The organism is Mesorhizobium sp. M0016, assembly GCF_040324035.1.
GTDB lineage: Bacteria > Pseudomonadota > Alphaproteobacteria > Rhizobiales > Rhizobiaceae > Mesorhizobium.
Genome location: NZ_JAMYVM010000002.1, coordinates 50,016 through 66,794 on the forward strand (window position 1 = coordinate 50,016; position 16,779 = coordinate 66,794).

The 16,779-nt window shown below is 64.3% G+C and carries 14 protein-coding genes and 1 pseudogene; 5 read left to right on the plus strand and 10 right to left on the minus strand.

Annotated elements, in window-relative coordinates:
• Nucleotides 1–112: 112 nt before the first annotated feature.
• Both NKJ88_RS03015 and NKJ88_RS03020 read right to left on the minus strand, forming a co-directional pair.
• Nucleotides 113–2,743 (minus strand): caspase family protein, encoded by a 2,631-nt coding sequence (locus tag NKJ88_RS03015; RefSeq protein ID WP_352443554.1) that lies wholly within the window; start codon nucleotides 2,741–2,743, stop codon nucleotides 113–115.
• Nucleotides 2,744–2,819: 76 nt separating this feature from the next.
• Nucleotides 2,820–3,388: pseudogene (locus tag NKJ88_RS03020) on the minus strand (NADPH-dependent FMN reductase).
• A gap of 217 nt (nucleotides 3,389–3,605) precedes the next feature.
• Between NKJ88_RS03020 and NKJ88_RS03025 the strand changes: the two are divergent.
• The gene (locus NKJ88_RS03025) at nucleotides 3,606–4,976 is read left to right on the plus strand and encodes a cytochrome P450 (RefSeq protein ID WP_023823887.1); all 1,371 of its coding nucleotides are present in this window, start codon (nucleotides 3,606–3,608) and stop codon (nucleotides 4,974–4,976) included.
• 15 nt (nucleotides 4,977–4,991) lie between these two features.
• On the opposite strand, the gene NKJ88_RS03030 is transcribed toward NKJ88_RS03025, so the two are convergent.
• From NKJ88_RS03030 to NKJ88_RS03060, 7 genes are all read right to left on the minus strand, one after another.
• Complete coding sequence (locus NKJ88_RS03030; protein ID WP_023823888.1) at nucleotides 4,992–5,972, minus strand: complex I NDUFA9 subunit family protein; 981 nt, start codon at nucleotides 5,970–5,972, stop codon at nucleotides 4,992–4,994.
• A gap of 104 nt (nucleotides 5,973–6,076) precedes the next feature.
• Entirely contained in the window at nucleotides 6,077–6,529 is a 453-nt protein-coding gene (locus NKJ88_RS03035; RefSeq protein WP_023823889.1) for a DoxX family protein, read from the minus strand.
• 327 nt (nucleotides 6,530–6,856) lie between these two features.
• Nucleotides 6,857–7,858, minus strand: a complete 1,002-nt coding sequence (locus NKJ88_RS03040; protein ID WP_023714560.1) for an Ldh family oxidoreductase — start codon at nucleotides 7,856–7,858, stop codon at nucleotides 6,857–6,859.
• A 114-nt stretch (nucleotides 7,859–7,972) separates the two neighbouring features.
• Complete coding sequence (locus NKJ88_RS03045) at nucleotides 7,973–8,782, minus strand: ABC transporter permease (RefSeq protein ID WP_023689221.1); 810 nt, start codon at nucleotides 8,780–8,782, stop codon at nucleotides 7,973–7,975.
• Entirely contained in the window at nucleotides 8,782–9,495 is a 714-nt protein-coding gene (locus NKJ88_RS03050; RefSeq protein WP_196813869.1) for an ABC transporter permease, read from the minus strand. Before NKJ88_RS03050 ends, NKJ88_RS03045 begins: the two co-directional genes overlap by 1 nt.
• 161 nt (nucleotides 9,496–9,656) lie before the next feature.
• Nucleotides 9,657–10,457: a transporter substrate-binding domain-containing protein gene (locus NKJ88_RS03055; protein WP_023671323.1), complete on the minus strand. Its 801-nt coding sequence runs from the start codon at nucleotides 10,455–10,457 to the stop codon at nucleotides 9,657–9,659.
• A gap of 54 nt (nucleotides 10,458–10,511) precedes the next feature.
• Nucleotides 10,512–11,327, minus strand: coding sequence for an ABC transporter ATP-binding protein (locus tag NKJ88_RS03060; RefSeq protein WP_023671322.1), 816 nt, complete (start codon nucleotides 11,325–11,327; stop codon nucleotides 10,512–10,514).
• Between the two features lie 226 nt (nucleotides 11,328–11,553).
• Here NKJ88_RS03060 and NKJ88_RS03065 point away from each other — a divergent pair, with 226 nt between their 5' ends.
• The 4 genes from NKJ88_RS03065 (at nucleotide 11,554) to NKJ88_RS03080 (ending at nucleotide 15,639) form a co-directional block, all read left to right on the plus strand.
• Complete coding sequence (locus NKJ88_RS03065; RefSeq protein ID WP_023671321.1) at nucleotides 11,554–12,426, plus strand: dimethylarginine dimethylaminohydrolase family protein; 873 nt, start codon at nucleotides 11,554–11,556, stop codon at nucleotides 12,424–12,426.
• Nucleotides 12,396–13,067: a TetR family transcriptional regulator C-terminal domain-containing protein gene (locus NKJ88_RS03070; RefSeq protein ID WP_023671320.1), complete on the plus strand. Its 672-nt coding sequence runs from the start codon at nucleotides 12,396–12,398 to the stop codon at nucleotides 13,065–13,067. The genes NKJ88_RS03065 and NKJ88_RS03070 overlap by 31 nt, the downstream gene beginning before the upstream one ends.
• A 96-nt stretch (nucleotides 13,068–13,163) precedes the next feature.
• Nucleotides 13,164–14,744: a 5-guanidino-2-oxopentanoate decarboxylase gene (locus NKJ88_RS03075; protein ID WP_023689217.1), complete on the plus strand. Its 1,581-nt coding sequence runs from the start codon at nucleotides 13,164–13,166 to the stop codon at nucleotides 14,742–14,744.
• 187 nt (nucleotides 14,745–14,931) lie between these two features.
• Nucleotides 14,932–15,639 carry an SDR family NAD(P)-dependent oxidoreductase gene (locus NKJ88_RS03080; protein ID WP_023671318.1) on the plus strand — a complete coding sequence of 236 codons (708 nt, stop codon included), beginning with the start codon at nucleotides 14,932–14,934 and terminating at the stop codon, nucleotides 15,637–15,639.
• A gap of 136 nt (nucleotides 15,640–15,775) precedes the next feature.
• Here NKJ88_RS03080 and NKJ88_RS03085 read toward each other — a convergent pair whose 3' ends face one another.
• Nucleotides 15,776–16,597 (minus strand): MOSC domain-containing protein, encoded by an 822-nt coding sequence (locus NKJ88_RS03085; protein ID WP_023689216.1) that lies wholly within the window; start codon nucleotides 16,595–16,597, stop codon nucleotides 15,776–15,778.
• Between the last annotated feature and the right edge of the window lie 182 nt (nucleotides 16,598–16,779).

Genomic DNA, 16,779 nt, shown 5'->3' on the forward strand with positions numbered 1-16,779 from the left:
GCGAAAAAATGGCTTCGAATCACGCCGCTTTGATGTCCTAGATATAGGCGCAAAAGGCGGTTTTTCCAAGGTTTGCGGGCATTTCAGGGCTGAATCCCGAGCTGGCAGCCGGCTATTTTTTCGCGGCTTTCAATTTGGCCAGAAGACGGCGCAGATATTTGATCGTGGGTTTGTCCCTCGGCGCCAGTTTGCCTGTGCGGTCAAGCTCCAGCGTCAGGTCTAGCGCCTGCGACAACACAGCCTTCGGATTCTTCGCCACATAGGCATAGTTGATGTAGGCCTGTACCAGATCGAATTGCCAGATCGCATTGTCCGGATCGGACAGGGCCAACCGCTGGCGGATGGCCAGGCTGGCTTCGAAGGCCTTCTTCGAGCCCTCATAGTGGCGCTGCTTGGTCTCCAGCAGGCCTATTTCCTCGAACGTGATCGACAGGTCGCGCTGCCAGTCGGAATTGCCCGGGTCGAGCTTTGCCAACCGGTCGGCAATGACGAGACTGTCCTGGTAGTTCTGCAAAGCACCGGCGATATCGCCCTGGGCATCAAACACGCCGGCAATTTTTTCCAGACAGACTGACAGGTCGCGCTGCCAATCGGTGTTGCCTGGGTCGCTGGCGGCAAGGTCTCGCGCCGTGGCCAGCGCCTGCTGGTAGGCCTCCAACGCGAGTGGCCAGTCCTTCTGGTCGCCGTAAGCATTGCCGATCTTGGCGTAACCGACCGACAGGTCGCGCTTCAAATCGGTGTCGTTTGAGTCGCGGCGCACCAGCGCTTCGGCGATTATTTGGCTCTTGTTGTAGGCGTCGAGCGCGCCCGCAGCGTCGCCACGCTCGCGCAGGACGTCGCCGATCCTGGTGTAGCTGACGGAGACGGCGCGCTGATGCCTGGGGTCGTCGGGGTTGTTCTGCGCCAGCGCCAGCCGAATTCTCAGGCTCTCTTCGAATGCAGTCTGGGCGCCATCCAGCTGGCCGGCGGTGCGGGCAAGACCGCCGATTTCGTCGTAGGTAATGGTCAGGTCGCGCAGCAGATAGACGCTGTTCGGCTCGGCATCGGCCAATTGCTGCTTGATGAACAGGCTTTGCTGGTAGGCTTGGGCTGCCGCACCCACATCGCCTTGCGTGGCCAGCACATTGCCGATCTTGTCATGGGCCATGGCGAGATCGCCGAGCCAGTCCTTCTTGTCCGGCACGTTTGTGGTCAGGCCCTGCAACATGTCCCTGGCCGCCTCATAGTTTTGCAGGGAGGCCGGCAGATCGCCTTGCGCCATCTTGATGTTGGCGAACTTGATATGGCCGATGGCGAGGTCGCGCTTGACGCTGGGATCGGTTTCCTGACGTGACCGCTGCTCGAGATTGGCGACCAGCGCCGCAAAGGCGCGGCCGGCGGCGTCGGTGTTGCCGACCGTTGTGTAGAGGATGCCGAGCTCTTCCAGCGTGCGGCTTTGGCGGTCGGCCTGTTCCAGGCTGAGCGAGGTCTGCCCGGCTTCGCCATAGAGCGCCAGCACCGTTTCATAGTCCTTGATGGCGGTTGCATAGTCCAGGGTGGCACGCGCCGCGCCGCCCGAGAGAAATCGCGTCGCGGCTTCGGACAGGGTGCGGCTGACGAAATTGGCCTTCAACGCCTGGCGCGAGACATTGTCGACGTCGGCGGCCTTGGCGAGGATCACGCGTGCACCATCGAAAGCGCCGAGCGCCAACTGTTCCTCGGCCTGGCGGCGCAGTTCGGTCACCTGCGGGTCGTCGGCGGCCAGCGTCTTCATCTCGCCGCGCACCTTGACGAAGGCGTCGGCGGCCTCGCGCAATTTGGCGTCCAGGCTTTCGCCGGAGAGATGGCTGGTGTCGGAACTGATCAGCGCGCCATAGAGCGGCGCCAGCGGCATGTCGGCATCGGTGGCGACCCGTTCGACCGCGCCGCGCATTTCCGGCGTCACATCGGCCATGGCAAGCAACAGCCGCTCGCGCTCCGGCAGTTGTTCCTTGGTCGCCGAGGCGAAGAACAGCTTCGGCAGCCCGCTCTCGACGTAGGGCAGCTGTTTTCCGCGCGAAAGGTCGTAGACCTCCTGCTGCACCAGCGTCAGCACCGAGCGGATTTCGAGCCCGTCGGCGCCGAGGTATTTGATCAGCGCCGCTGTAAAGGGCGAATTCGCACCGGTACCGTCGGCAGCCGTCTCGCCGGGCGCCGCCGAAAAGGCGAACAGGATGTTTTCCGCCTTGCCGACGCGTCCGAGGCCCGGCTTGATCTTGTCCACCAGGTCCTTGATCAGCGATGTGGCGCCACGCCCGTCGCCGTTGCCGCCTGTGAACGGATCGCTGCGGCAGGCGTCGAGCACGATCAGCCCGACCTTCGCCGTGGCGGCAACCGCATCGCGCACTTCCTCCAGCGGCAGGCTGGTCTTCTCCAGCTGGTCGAGCGAGGAGGCATCGGCATCGACCGGCAGAAGACGGTTGTCGCCGGAGATTTCGACGCCATGGCCGGAGAAATACACCAGCGCCACGTCGGCGCCCATGGCGTCCTCGCGAAAATCGTCGAGAGCCCGGCGCATGCGCCTGAGATCACGATTGGTCTCGACCACGACCTCGAAGCCGAGCTTCTTCAGCGCCGCTTCCATCGCCTCGCCGTCGTTGACCGGATTGGAGAGCTTCCGCACCAGCCGGTAGTCGTCCTCGGCAATGACCAACGCCACGCGCCGCTCCGCCACCGCTGTGGCGGTGGTCGCAAGCATCAACAGCAAGGCAAACAACAGGCGCAAATCGAACCGCCCCCGGCTCAGTCACCTGCCGACCATTCCACCTCTTTATGGCATGAGCAAGCCGGGGCCGGCTGCGTTACGCAGCCCGCATCGGCTTCAGCGCCCCGCTCCAGCGCGAGAGCTCGTCCAGCATGGTCTTGGTCCCACCCTCTACCTGCTCACTAGCCTGGAAGGAGCCGTCGCTCTCCAGCAGTTTCTGATACATCGGCAGCGCGACGCCTTCCGAGATGGGCATGACGCCCACCGCGGTCAGCAGTGGCTTCAGCGCCTGCGCGGCGCGCAGGCCTCCGGAAACCCCGCCATAGCTGAAGATGGCGGCAGGTTTGTATTTCCATTCGCGCGATAGATAATCGATCGCGTTGACGATCGCCGGAGCGACGAAATAATTGTATTCGGCGCCACGAAGACAAAGGCGTCGGCGGCGTCGATTGCCTTCGACCAGGCCTTCGTATGGTCCTTCTCGTATTTGCCGAGTTTCGGATGGTGCGGTTCGTCCAGAACCGGCAGCTGGAATGCGGCAATGTCGGTCAGCACTGGTTCGAATTTGCCGTGCTCGCGGGCAAAATCCTCCAGCCAGTGGGCGAAGACCGGCCCGGCGCGGCCCGGCCGCGTGCTGCCGATTATGATGTTCAGCTTGTGCTTCAAGCGGACTCTCCTGGGCGATTGGCAGTAGCTGTTGGTAACTGTCACCTATGGCAGAGTGTCCAACCGGACAAGCCGCAACCGTTTCACCGGCGGTCACGATCCGATGAACACACCGTCTGTCGGGCACACCGGGCGCTGCAGCGTTTCAGTTTGCCGTTCGGTCACATGGACGCCCGGATTTCCAGCCACTACATCTGAGCTATCAGCGGAGCACCTCATGGACACGCAGCCCGTCCCCTTCGTGCCGTCGGCGCCCAAGCCGCGCACGACGCCGCCTTCGACGCTGGAGATGATGCGGATCGTCTACCGCAATCCGCTCGAACTGTGGGGCGAGCACACCTACAACGAGCCCTGGATTTCGGCGAATGGCGTCGGCGGGCATCTGATCGTCGCCAACGATCCCGGCCTTATCCGTCACGTGCTGATCGACAACGCCAAGAACTACAAGATGGCGACGGTGCGCCAGATGATCCTGCGACCGATCTTGCGCGACGGGCTGTTGACCGCCGAAGGCGAGGTGTGGAAGCGCTCGCGCAAGGCGATGGCGCCGGTGTTCACGCCGCGGCATATCTTCGGCTTCGCCGAGCCGATGCTGCGCCGCACGATGCAGTTCGTCGCCCGCTATGACGAAGGCGGCATGACCGATGTCGCCCATGACATGACGCTGCTCACCTACGATATCCTGGCCGAGACGCTGTTTTCGGGCGAGATTGCGGGCGAGCCCGGCAGTTTCGCGCAGGAGATCGACCGCCTGTTCGAGACCATGGGCCGCGTCGATCCGCTCGACCTGTTGCGCGCGCCCGAATGGCTGCCGCGGCTGACCCGCATCCGCGGCCGCAAGACCATGGCCTATTTCCGCAAGATCGTCACCGATACGGTCAAGATGCGCGAGGAGCGGCTGAAGCGCGACCCCGACACCGCGCCGCAGGATTTCCTGACGCTTCTGCTGCGCGCCGAAGGCCCCGACGGGCTGACGCGGGCGGAAGTCGAGGACAACATCATCACCTTCATCGGCGCCGGCCACGAGACCACCGCGCGGGCACTGGGCTGGACGATCTACTGCCTCGCCGAAGCGCCGTGGGAGCGCGAAAAGGTCGAGCGCGAGATCGAGGCCGTGCTGGCGCGCGAACCCGACCCAACGAAATGGCTCGAGGCAATGCCGTTCACCCGCGCCGCCTTCGAGGAGGCGCTGCGGCTTTATCCGCCGGCGCCGTCGATCAACCGCGAGCCGATCGAGACGGAGACCTGGAACGATCTGGTGCTCCCCAAGCGCGCGGCCGTACTGGTGATGCCTTGGGTCGTCCACCGCCACAGAAAACTGTGGGACATGCCCGACGCCTTCATGCCCGAACGCTTCCATCCGGGAAACCGCGAGAAGATCGACCGCTTCCAGTATCTGCCGTTCGGCGCCGGTCCGCGCATCTGCATCGGCGCCAGCTTCGCCATGCAGGAGGCGATCATTGCGCTGGCCATCATGCTGTCGCGCTTCCGCTTCGATGTGACCGCCGAGACCAAGCCGTGGCCGGTGCAGAAACTGACGACACAGCCGCAGGGCGGCCTGCCGATGCAGGTCACGCGGCGCGTTTAACGGCGCAACGCCTTGTTACGCGATCCCGGCAGGCTTGCGCTGGAACTGGCCTGCGGCGCGGAAGCGCCAGAGATAGCTGGGCAGGATTGTGCCGATAGACTGCGGCTGGATGTCGAGGCCGGCAAGGTTCCGGTTGGCCTTGTTGGCCTCCTCCGACACAATATTGGGCTGGCGCAGCAGCAGCACCTGGTCCTTGGTCAGCAACGGGTTGGGCAGCAGGCCGACGATCGAGGCCTGCAGATTGGCCATCCACCACGGCACCGGCACCAGGAGCCGCTTGCGCTCGATGACGGTGAGCAGCTCTTCCATGCACTGCTTGAAGGTGAGCACTTGCGGCCCGCCGAGTTCATAGATCTGGCCGCCCTTGATCTTGCCCTCGACCGAACGCGCCACTGCTTCGGCGACATCGCCGACATAGACCGGCTGGAACTTGGTCTGGCCGCCGCCGATCAGCGGCAGCACCGGCGAATAGCGCGCCATGTCGGCGAAGCGGTTGAAGAAACTGTCCTCAGGTCCGAAATTGATCGACGGTCGGAAGATGACGGCGTCCGGGATCGTTTCCAGCACGGCCTTTTCGCCGAGCGCCTTGGTGCGCGCATAGTCGGACTCGGCGTTGAGGTCGGCGCCAAGCGCCGAGATGTGGGTGAGCCCTGCGCCGACCGAGCGTGCGGCTTCGGCGACGGCGCGGGCGCCGAATTCGTGCACGGTGTTGAATTTCTGCCGGCCGCTTTCATGCGGGATGGCGACCAGATTGATGACATGGTCGGCGCCCTGCACGGCGCGGTCGACGGACCAGCGCACGCGCACATTGGCCTGCACCGGCTGGATCTGGCCGACATTGCCGAGCGGCTGCAGATGTCCCGCCAGATCGGGCCGGCGCACCGCCACCCTGATGCGGTAGCCGCGCTTGGCCAGCGCCCGCACGATGTGGCGGCCGACGAAGCCGGAGCCGCCGAAGACGACCACGAGCTTGGGGATCTGCAGGATTTCGGTCATGGCTGGCTCCGGCGCTCGAAAGCTTGGCTGAAGCCGTTTCATAGTCCGTTTTGGGCCAAAGGCAAAGGGTGACGCGTCGTCGCTGCCCCCCTCTTATGGACCCTTCAGAACGCCTTGCCGAGGCGCGCGTCGACCGACTGGCGGTTGCCGCCGCGGATAACGAAGAACAGCAGGATCGCCGCCCATAGAAGCGACTTTTCAGCGCCGGAAAAGCCCTGGCCGACAGTGATCCAGTGGAACCAGACGGTGACCAGCAGCACGATCATGCCGGCAAAGGCGGCGGGCCGAGTCAACAGGCCGATGGCGATCAGAATGCCGCCGAAGAATTCGGTGCAGGACACAAGCAGCGACCAGAACGCGCCGGGATAGAAGCCGAGGCCTTCGACCATCTCGGCGGCGCCGAAAGGATTGGTGATCTTCTGCGAGCCGTGAATGGTGAGAAACCCGCCGGCGACGACGCGCAGAAGGGTTTCGGCGCCATCATGCAGCGACGAATACAGGCGGCCAAACACCGGAACGATAAGTTTGCCCCGGGAAGCGTCGGTGGTTGCGGACATCGTAGCTCCTGTTGTTGTGACGATCCCTTGCAAACGCCCGATGGTTCCGGCAAGTCAAGTTCACAAAAGTTAACTGCCGCCATCATGTTTTAGCACACAGAGCACGAACGCAGAAAACCCCGCCGAAGCGGGGTTTTCCGGGTGACGCAACGGTCGAGACAGAGCGCAACGGGGCGGATAAGCTGAGACGGCATACGCCCGCCCGGGCCCTAAACGCATCCGACAGAAGACACCGACCGGGCAAACCCGACCCGGCAGCTATTGGTCGTTGCGATCGGTAGAAAGGTTCAGCCAGGTCGCGTAAAAATCCGTTGTCGCAGGACTGCTTCAGCCCGAATAGCGCTCGGCGAATTCGGAAATGCGCTGCACCACGGCTTTGGGGGCATTGATGCCGCGCGCCTGCGCCTTCTCGGCCGCTTCGGCCCGCGCCCGGCCCGGCACGTGCACGCCAAAGCGCCGGCGCAGCCGGTCGAGCTGGTCCTTCATGCGTTGCTCGAAATCCGGGTCGAGCAGCTTGGGCTCGACGGCGAGCACGAACAGGCCGGTTCCCGGGCTGTCCGGTCCGCCGGAGAACCAGGGCGCGTCGAGCGACCAGTTGGCGCCCGACAGGCCAGCCGCCAGCACTTCGACCATCAGCGCGATGTTGGCGCCACGCTGGCCGCCGAAGGCCAGCATGGCGCCCTTCATGGCAGCGGCCGGATCGGTGGTCGGATTGCCGCTGGCGTCCAGCGCCCAGCCTTCGGGGATCTTCTTGCCGTCCTCGGCCGCCTTGCGGATGTTGACGAAGGCGGTGGCGCTCGACGACTGGTCGATGACCAGCGGCGCGCCATCGGCGGCGGGTGCCGCAAACGACATCGGGTTGGTGCAATAGACCGGCTTGACCGAGCCCGAGCCTGCCAGCACCGCCGGCCCGTTGGTGGCGGCGAAGGAGACCAATCCCAGCTGCGCCAGACGCCCGGTGAAATAGCCTAGTGCGCCGCACGTATAAGCGTTCTTCTGCGAGAAGATGGCGACGCCGAACAGCTTTGCCGCCTTGGCGAGGTCGTCGATGGTGCGGTCGAAGCCGGTATGGGCGAGGCCGCCACGCGCATCGGAGAGATAGACGGCGAGCGCCGGCCTGGTGATCACCGGATCGGCATTGCCGTCGATGCGGCCGGCTTCCAGCGCTTCGAGGTAATCGATGAAATGGGTCAGCCCGACGGTCGAAAGCCCTTCCGCCTCGGCGGCAATGATCGAGGCGGTGAGCGACCGCGCCGCCTCCTCATTGGCGCCGGCGCCGAGCGCCGCCATCCGGCACAGCCCTGTTGCCTGGTCGAGAGAGAGTTGCATGGTGCGGACCCGATTGGTGGTGAGAGTGAGTAGGGAGTAGTCAGTAGGGAGTAGCGAAAGCAAGCGGTTTCCCGGTCATATGCTGACTACTCACTACTGCCTGCTCACTATTCCCTAGCCCACCTTGTTCGGTATGCGCGCCTCGATCTTGCTGAATGCAAACACCAGTATGCCGGTGATGATCATGTAGATCAGCGCCAAAAGCAGCAAGGGTTCGTAGGTGAGATAGGTGTCCTGCCGGACCTTGGACGAGACGGCGAAGATGTCGATGACGCTGATCGTCGCTACCAGCGGCGTCGACTTCAGCTGCAGCACGGTTTCGCCGGTCAGCGTCGGCAGCGCCCGGTAGATGGCCTGCGGCAGCCAGATGCGGCGGAAAATCTTCCAGCGGCTCATGCCGAAGGCGCGGGCTGCCTCGAGCTGCCCCTTCGGCACGCCGGCAAAGGCGCCGCGCATCACCTCGCCCTCATAGCCGGCGAAGGACAAGGTCAACGCCAGCACGCCATAGGGCCAGGCTTGCCTGAGATACGGCCACATCCAGGATTCGCGAATCCACGGATATTGCGGAAACAGCGAGCCCAGCCCGTAATAGAGCAGCCACAGCTGGATCAGCAGCGGCGTGCCCCTGATGACGGTGCAGAATGTCCTGGCTGGAGCGGAAAGCCAGAACGGGCCGGCGGCCTGCGCCAGCCCGAGCGGCACGGCGAGCAGGAAGCCGAGAAAGCAGGTGACGGCCAGGATCCACAGCGACCGCCAGATGCCGAGAAGCCCCATTTCGTAATATTGCGGCAGCCAATCCCAGCGCATGAAGAAGGCTGCGCCGAAAACCAGCGCGATCGCGACCAGGATCAGCACGATGCGATGCGGCTGCAGCCACAGCGACGTGCGCGCGGCAGCGTTGATGATGGTCGCTTCTCCGGCCATCAGCGCGCATCCTTGAGCGACGGCATACCGCGCCGCGACCAGGCCTCGAGGCGGCCGATGAGCAGGTTGGAGACCAGCGACAAGATGAGATAGAGCACGCCCGCGGCGAAAAAGAAGGTGAAATAGGCTTTGGTGACGCCCGCCGCCTGCCGCGTCGCCAGCGCCAGTTCGTAAAAGCCGACGACCGCCAGAAGGGCCGTATCCTTGGTGGCGATCAGCCACAGATTGGCGAGCCCGGGTATGGCGAAGGGCAGCATTGCCGGCAAGGTGATGCGCCGCAGCATGAGCCCGGGTGACATGCCATAGGCGCGGGCGGCTTCGATCTGGCCCTGCGGTATGGCCAGGATGGCGCCGCGGATCACTTCGGTCGAATAGGCGCCCTGGACAAAGCCGAGCACGGCGATGCCCGCGGCAAGGCCGCTGATGTCGACGCGCTGGTAGCCCATAGCGGTCAGCGCCTGGTTGATCAGGTCTGTTCCGGCATAATAGAGCAGCAGGATCAGCACCAGTTCGGGCACGGCGCGCACGATGGTGGTGTAAACCGCCAGCAGGTCGCGCACGACAGGACCGCCATAGAGCTTGCCAAAGGCGCCACCGGTGCCGATCAGAAGACCGAGGACCGTGGCGCCGAGCGCGATCTCGATCGAATGGAGCAGCCCAAGCAACAGCGTGCCGCCCCAGCCCGGCGGATTGGGCGAGAGAAGTTCTATGATGCCGGCCGCCGAGGCCGAAAGAAGTGCGTCGATCAGCGTCGCCCCCGGATTGCTGGGTCCAACCACCGCCGACGGCAGCGCCGGCGGCAAGCATGTCTGGGAAAGGTCGGGCAGGAGGGGCATGGCGTTGGCGCCATGCCCCTCAGCTCATGCGAGGATCGTCAGTTCGACTGCGCGCCGCCACCACCGTAAATGTCGAAATCGAAGTATTTCTTCGATATCTCGTCATATTTGCCGTTCGAGCGGATCGCCTTGATGCCGGCGTTGATCTTGGCCTTAAGGTCGGTGTCTTCCTTGCGCACGCCGGCGCCCACGCCCGGTCCGAGCACTTCATCGTCCGGAGCCACCATGCCCTTCAGATCGCAGCAGGCCTTGCCCTGGTCCGACTTCAGAAATGCGTCGAGCGCGATCGAATCCGCCTGGACGGCGTCGAGGCGGCCTGCGGCCAGATCGTTGTTGGCTTCGTCCTGCGTCTGGTATTCCTTGATCTCGGCGGCCGTGGGCCCGAAATGCTTCTTGGCATAGGCCGAATGGGTGGTCGACACCTGCACGCCGAGCACTTTGCCCTTGAGATCGTCGGGCGTGGCGCCGAATTTCTGGTCCTTCGGCCCGATGATGGCGGTCGGCGTGTTGTAGTACTTATCCGAGAAGTCGATGGTCTTCTCGCGTTCGGCAGTGATCGACATCGAACTGGCGATGACGTCGATCTTCTTGGTCGTCAGCGCCGGGATGATGCCGTCCCAGGCGACAGGCGTGATGACGCAGTCGAGCTTCTCCTCGGCGCAGACGGCGTCGATGAACTCGATTTCCCAGCCAACCCATTTGCCGGAAGCGTCCGGCGAGGTGAAGGGCGGATAGGGCTCGGCGGCGACGCCGATCTTGACCGGATCGGCCTTGGCCACGCCCATGGCGGCGACGCCGAGCAGCAGCGCTGCGGCGAATGTTTTCAGAACAGTCTTCATGTCACGACTCCCAGTTTGTTGTTGGTTCCCGGTTTTCTTCCGTCCCGGCTTGTCCTAGCCGATGTTGCGGATGAACTGCTTCAGCCTTTCGGATTTCGGTGCGCCGAATATCTGCTCCGGCGGCCCCTCTTCCTCGACCAGCCCGTTGCAGAGGTAGACGACATGGGTCGCGACCTCGCGGGCGAATTTCATTTCATGCGTGACCAGCACCATGGTGCGGCCCTCGCGCGCCAGGTCGCCGATCACCTTCAGCACCTCGCCGACCAGCTCCGGGTCGAGCGCCGAGGTCGGCTCGTCGAACAGCATGACGCGCGGGTTGATGGCCAGGGCGCGGGCGATCGCCGCGCGCTGCTGCTGGCCGCCCGAGAGATAGGCCGGATAGACGTCGCGCTTTTCGGCCAGGCCGACGCGCGCCAAAAGCTTTTCGGCTTCCCTGATCGCCACGTCGCGCCTGACGCCCAGAACATGCACCGGAACCTCGATGACGTTCTCGATCAGCGTCATGTGGCTCCACAGGTTGAAGTTCTGGAACACCATGCCGAGCTTGGCGCGGATGCGTTCGATCTGCCGGCGGTCGGCGGGCACGGTGTGGCCGTGGCTGTCGGCCTTGAGTTTGATCTCCTCGCCATTGACGCGGATGATGCCGCTGGTCGGGTTTTCCAGGCAGTTGATGCAGCGCAGCAGCGTCGACTTGCCGGAACCCGAGCCGCCGATAATGGCGATCACCTCGCCGTCGCGCGCCGACAGCGAAACGCCTTTCAGCACATGCAGATGGCCGAATTTCTTGTGCAGGTTCTCGACATGGATGGCTTCGGCGGCGCCGTCCTGCGCCTTGCCGGATTGGACTGCGGCGGTTCCCGCCGCGCTCACCGGGGAACCTCTGCCACAGGGTCCACGGCAGATCGTCGAACGTCTATCCGGCTAATCAACATACGCTGTAATGCCCACTCCAGACTTCAGCATGGACCCAACAGCGCGAGCCCGTCAATCCCGCTCATTACGGCACTTGCGGCCTTATTGTGCAAGTGTATAAATAGCCTCCGATGAAATTTCTTCCATTTTTTTCACCCTGAACACGGCATTGAAAAGGGCACTGATGAGCGCTTTCGGATCACAGTCCATGGCGGCGCCGTTGCGGCGCGTGCTGATGCGGTCGGCGGCCAATGCCATGCGCGGTGCCGACCGGGCTACCTGGCACTATGGCCCGGGTTTCGACCCGGCGAAAGCGGCGGCGCAGCACGCGGCTCTCGCTGAGCTGGTGACGGCGTCCGGCGCCGAAATCGAATGGATCGATGACAATGCCGACGGGCTGTCGGATTCCGTATTCACCCACGATCCGTCACTGATGACCGATCGCGGCGCGCTGATCCTGTCCATGGGCAAGCCACTGCGCGCCAGGGAGCCATCGCTGCATGAGGAAACCTACACACGCTTGGGTATTCCTATCCTCGGCCGCGTCGAGGCTCCCGGCCAGGTCGAAGGCGGCGATTGCGTATGGCTGGATAAAAACACGCTGGTAATCGGGCGCGGGGTGCGCTCCAACCAGGAAGGCATACAGCAGGTTTCCAACCTGCTGACGCCGCTCGGCATTTCCGTCTACGGCTTCGATCTGCCGCTGTGGCAGGGCGAGGAGGCGTGCCTGCATCTGATGTCGGTGATCAGCCCGCTGGCCGACGACCTGGCCCTGGTCTATTCACCGCTTTTGCCGGCGCCGTTCTATCAGTTGCTGAAGGCGCGCGGCATCCGGCTGGTGGAAGGCGACGCCGAAGAGTTTGCCGCGTCCAACGGCCTCAGCCTGAACGTGCTGCCGACCAGCCCGCATAAGGTCATTGCCGTCGCCGGCTTTCCCAAGACCAAGGCCGCGATGGAAGCCGCCGGCTGCACGGTTCAAATCTTCGAGGCGGATGCCCTCTGCATCGCCTGCGAAGGTGGGCCGACATGCCTGACGCGGCCCATCCTGCGGCAATGAATGAGCGCCGCAAGTTCCGCCGCGAGGGCGAGGAGCGGCGGCGGCAGGATTTGATCGACGCGACCCTGGACAGCGTGGCCGAACATGGGCTGGAGGGCGCCAGCCTGCGCACCATCGCACTGCGCGCCGGTGTCACCGCCGGGCTGATCCGGCACTATTTCCCCGGCAAGGAAGACTTGCTGCAGGAAGCGTACGCGGCGCTGATGGGCCGCATGACCGAGCAGGCGAAGGCGGCATTGCTCATGGAAGACGCCTCGCCGCGCCAGCGCCTTGCGGCCTTCGTTGCCGCCAACCTCAACGCGCCGATCATCGATGCACGCGTGTTTTCGCTCTGGGCAACCTTCATCGGCCGCGCCGGCGCGGATCCGAGCCTGGCTCGCGCCCACCGCGAAGGCTATCTCGGCTTTCGCAACGAGGTGGAAGCAGTCGTTGCCGAAGTGCTCGGCGCCGAGCAGCGCAGGCCAAACGCAAATGAGCTGCGCCGCCATGCCATCGCGATCAACGCGATCATCGACGGGCTCTGGATCGAAGGCTGTCTGGCCGCAGAGATGTTCTCGCCTGGCGAATTGGCGGGGATCGGCGTCAAAGCCATAGAGGCCGAGCTCGGCCTCGCGCCGCAAACGCAATTCCAGGAAAAGTGAGAAGCGGTTTTCCGTCCGGAATTGCGTTAAAAACAAAGAGGTAGAGCCGATCATTGTTTCCGTTGAACAGTGGTCGGCACTAACGGGAGAGAACCCATGACCACCATCGGCGAAGCCCTCATCACGCTGCTCGAAGCGCATGGCGTCGACACCGTTTTCGGCATTCCTGGCGTCCACACTGTCGAGCTTTATCGCGGGCTGGCGCGTTCAAAGATACGCCATGTCACGCCGCGTCACGAACAGGGCGCCGGCTTCATGGCCGACGGCTATGCCCGTGCCAGCGGCCGGCCGGGCGTTGCCTTTGTCATCACCGGACCGGGGCTGACCAACACCATCACCGCAATGGGCCAGGCGCGCGCCGATTCGGTGCCGATGCTGGTGATTTCGGGCGTCAACGCGATGCCGACGTTGGGAAAGGGACTGGGCTTCCTGCACGAACTGCCGGACCAGCGCGGCATGATGGAGAAGGTGGCGCTGTTTTCGCAGCGTGTCACCGAGGCCAGCGAATTGCCTGGCGCTTTGGCGCGGGCCTTCGCGCTGTTTTCGTCGTCGCGGCCGGGCCCCGTCCATATCGAGATCCCGACCGACGTCATGGTCAAACCGGCCGACGGCATCGCTGCTTCGCTCACCAATGCAGCGCCGCCGGCGCCGGATGGCGCGGCCATTGCCGAGGCAGCCAAACTGATCGCAGCCGCGCGCCGGCCGCTGATCCTTGCCGGTGGCGGCGCCAAGCGCGCCGAACAGCCATTGCAGCTTTTGGCCGAGCGGCTCGGCGCGCCTGTCGCCCAGACCGCCAATGCGCGCGGTCTGCTGCATGCACATCCGCTTTGCGTGCCGGCCAGCCCCAGCCTGAAGGCGGTGCGTGCGCTGATGGCAGACGCCGATCTGGTCATCGCCGCCGGCACCGAATTCGGCCCGACCGACTATGACGGTTACAGCGATGGCGGCTTCGTGCTGCCCGCCAATCTGATCCGCATCGATATCGGCGCCGACCAGCTCGCCCGCCGCCCGGTGAGCGTCGGCATCCAGGCCGATTGCGCGGAGGCGCTTGGCGCACTGCTTGGCGCGCTCCACCCTGATCATGCCGCGGCGAAGGACGGCGAGAGCCGCGCAGCCGCGTCGAGAAAGGCGGCCTTTGCCGAGCTCAGCCCGGCCTATGCCGCGCAGGTGCGTGCGGTGGAAACCATTCGCGACGCGCTGCCGGGCGCCATCATCGTCGGCGATTCCACCCAGCCGATCTACGCCGCCAACCTTTACTACGACCATGACCGGCCAGGCGGCTGGTTCAATGCCGCCACCGGTTTCGGCGCGCTCGGCTACGGACCACCGGCGGCGATCGGCGCAGCCCTTGCCATGCCCGGCGTGCCGGTGGTCTGCCTCACCGGCGACGGCGGCTTCCAGTTCACCTTGCCGGAGCTGGGCGCGGCGCTCGATGCACCCGCACCGGTCATCTTCGTCGTCTGGAACAACAGATGCTATCGCGAGATCGAAACGTCGATGCTCGATGTCGGCGTCGAGCCGGTCGGCGTGTCGCCGGCGCCGCCGGATTTCTGCAAGCTGGCCGAGGCCTACGGCATATCAGCCGAACGGCTTGCCGGTACTGCCGGTCTCGCCGATGCGCTCAAACGCGCACGCGCAACCAGACTGCCGCACGTCATCGAAATCACCATCGACTGACGCTTGACCGCGCGCTTTACGTCAATGCGCGGGTCAGAAGGGGGCGGTCGGCGACTTCGAGCGATGCAAAGACGCAACAACTGCCATGTCGAGATGTCGGTTGAGTGATCGTGCAAAAGGCGCGACGCTCTGCGTCGGCGCGGCACGACAAGCGACATAATCATAAGAAACGACAGGAGCGTCCAGGATGACGGAAACAGTTCAGGGCAAGCATATCGTGGTGACCGGTGGCACCGGGGCGCTGGGTGCCGCGGTCGTCGGCAAATTGCTGGCGGACGGCGCGATCTGCCATGTGCCGAATGCCCACGCGTCGGCCCCCTCGCATTTCCCCTTCGCGGCCCATGATCGCGTCCGGCTGGCGCACAATGTCGATCTCGCCGATCCTGCCAAGGTCGATGCCTTCTATGACAGCGTCCCCGAATTGTGGGCCTCCATCCATCTGGCCGGCGGCTTTGCCGCAGCCCCGGTCGAGAAGATCGAATCCGCATCCTTTGCCGAAATGATGGACACCAACGCCCGCACCGCCTTTCTGTGCTGCCGCGCGGCAGTGCGCTCCATGTTGGGCTCGAACACAGCGGGCCGCATCGTCAATGTCACGGCACGCGCCGGGCTCGACCCGCGCCGAGGCGCCGGCATGGTCGCCTATACCGCGAGCAAAGCGGCAGTGGCGGCGATGACCGTGGCGATGGCGGAAGAGCTGAAGCACAAAGGCATACTGGTCAACGCGGTGGCGCCCTCGACGCTCGATACGCCGGCCAACCGCGCCGACATGCCGGATGCCGATTTCGGCAAATGGGTCAGCCTCGAAGCCGCCGCCGAGGCAATCGCCTATCTGGCATCACCGGCCAATCTGGCAATGAGCGGAACGCTGGCGCCACTTTACGGCCGCGCCTGAAGTTCCGCCGCGCAGGCGACTCATTTGGTTTGGCTTCCGATGGCGGCCTTTGCCGACCTCGCCTGAGTCTACAGCGGAGGTTGGCCATTCAATCATGGCGTCCGCCGACGCCTCCACGGCATTAGAAGGCCTGCGACTACGTCAGGTTCGAGACGCCCGCTTCCACGACCTCGACTGCGTCGCCGATGGCGATCGCGCCGGCGTTGTTGGGAATCGCATTCTGGCCGAAGATGATGCCGCCCTTGGCGGAGCGGTGGAGTTTGCCAAGCGTCTGCAACGGCTCGCGCGGGTCCGGCTGCTCGCCGCTCAACGGATCTCGGGTGGTGATGACGCAGCGCGAGCAGGGCTTTGCGATCCGCAACTCCACCGTGCCGATGCGGATCGTCTTCCAGCTGTCTTCAGGCCATGCGCCTTCTGCGTCGACGACGATGTTTGGCCGGAACCGCGCCATCTCGATGGGCCTGGCAAGATGGCTGTTCAGATGGTTCAGCGAGCCTGTCGTGGCGATCAGCAGCGGAAAACCGTCGGCAAAGCCGACGAAATCGCCGGGCTGGCCGAATTCCGCATCGACCGGCCGGTTTTGCGGATCGTCGAAATAGACGAGATCGACAGGCCGGCCAAGAATAGCCGAGAGATAGGCGCCGGCGGCCGGATCGCCCGGCCGCGCGGCAGCCATATCCTTCCAGATCTTGACTTGCCGGAGCGCGGTGCCGGGAGCCGGAGCCTCGACGAAGTGCGAGCCATGCCTGTCATGTTTCAACAGGATGCCCGTTCCGCGATGCTCGACGTCGATCGTCGTCATATCAGGTATCTGGCGAATGGTGAGGAACTGCCCATCCTTGTCGACGACCATCCAGCGGCGGTCGCCTTCCATGCCCATTGTCTCGATGTCGGCGCTCGGCACGGCATGGCCGCGCAGGCTCTTGACCGGATAGCGATAGAGTTCGACGACCTTCATCCCGCATGCTTCTCCGTTGCCCGAAGGGCCGGACTTCCGTGTTTACGTCTGCAACGACGGCCGAGCCTACAACCGCGCGTGTGGAATTGAAGGGGTTGCACAGTCTTAGTCTAGTGCCAATCGCGCAGCCGAGCATGAAAAACCCGCGAGCCTTGCGGCCCGCGGGTTTTCTTGTTCAGGCT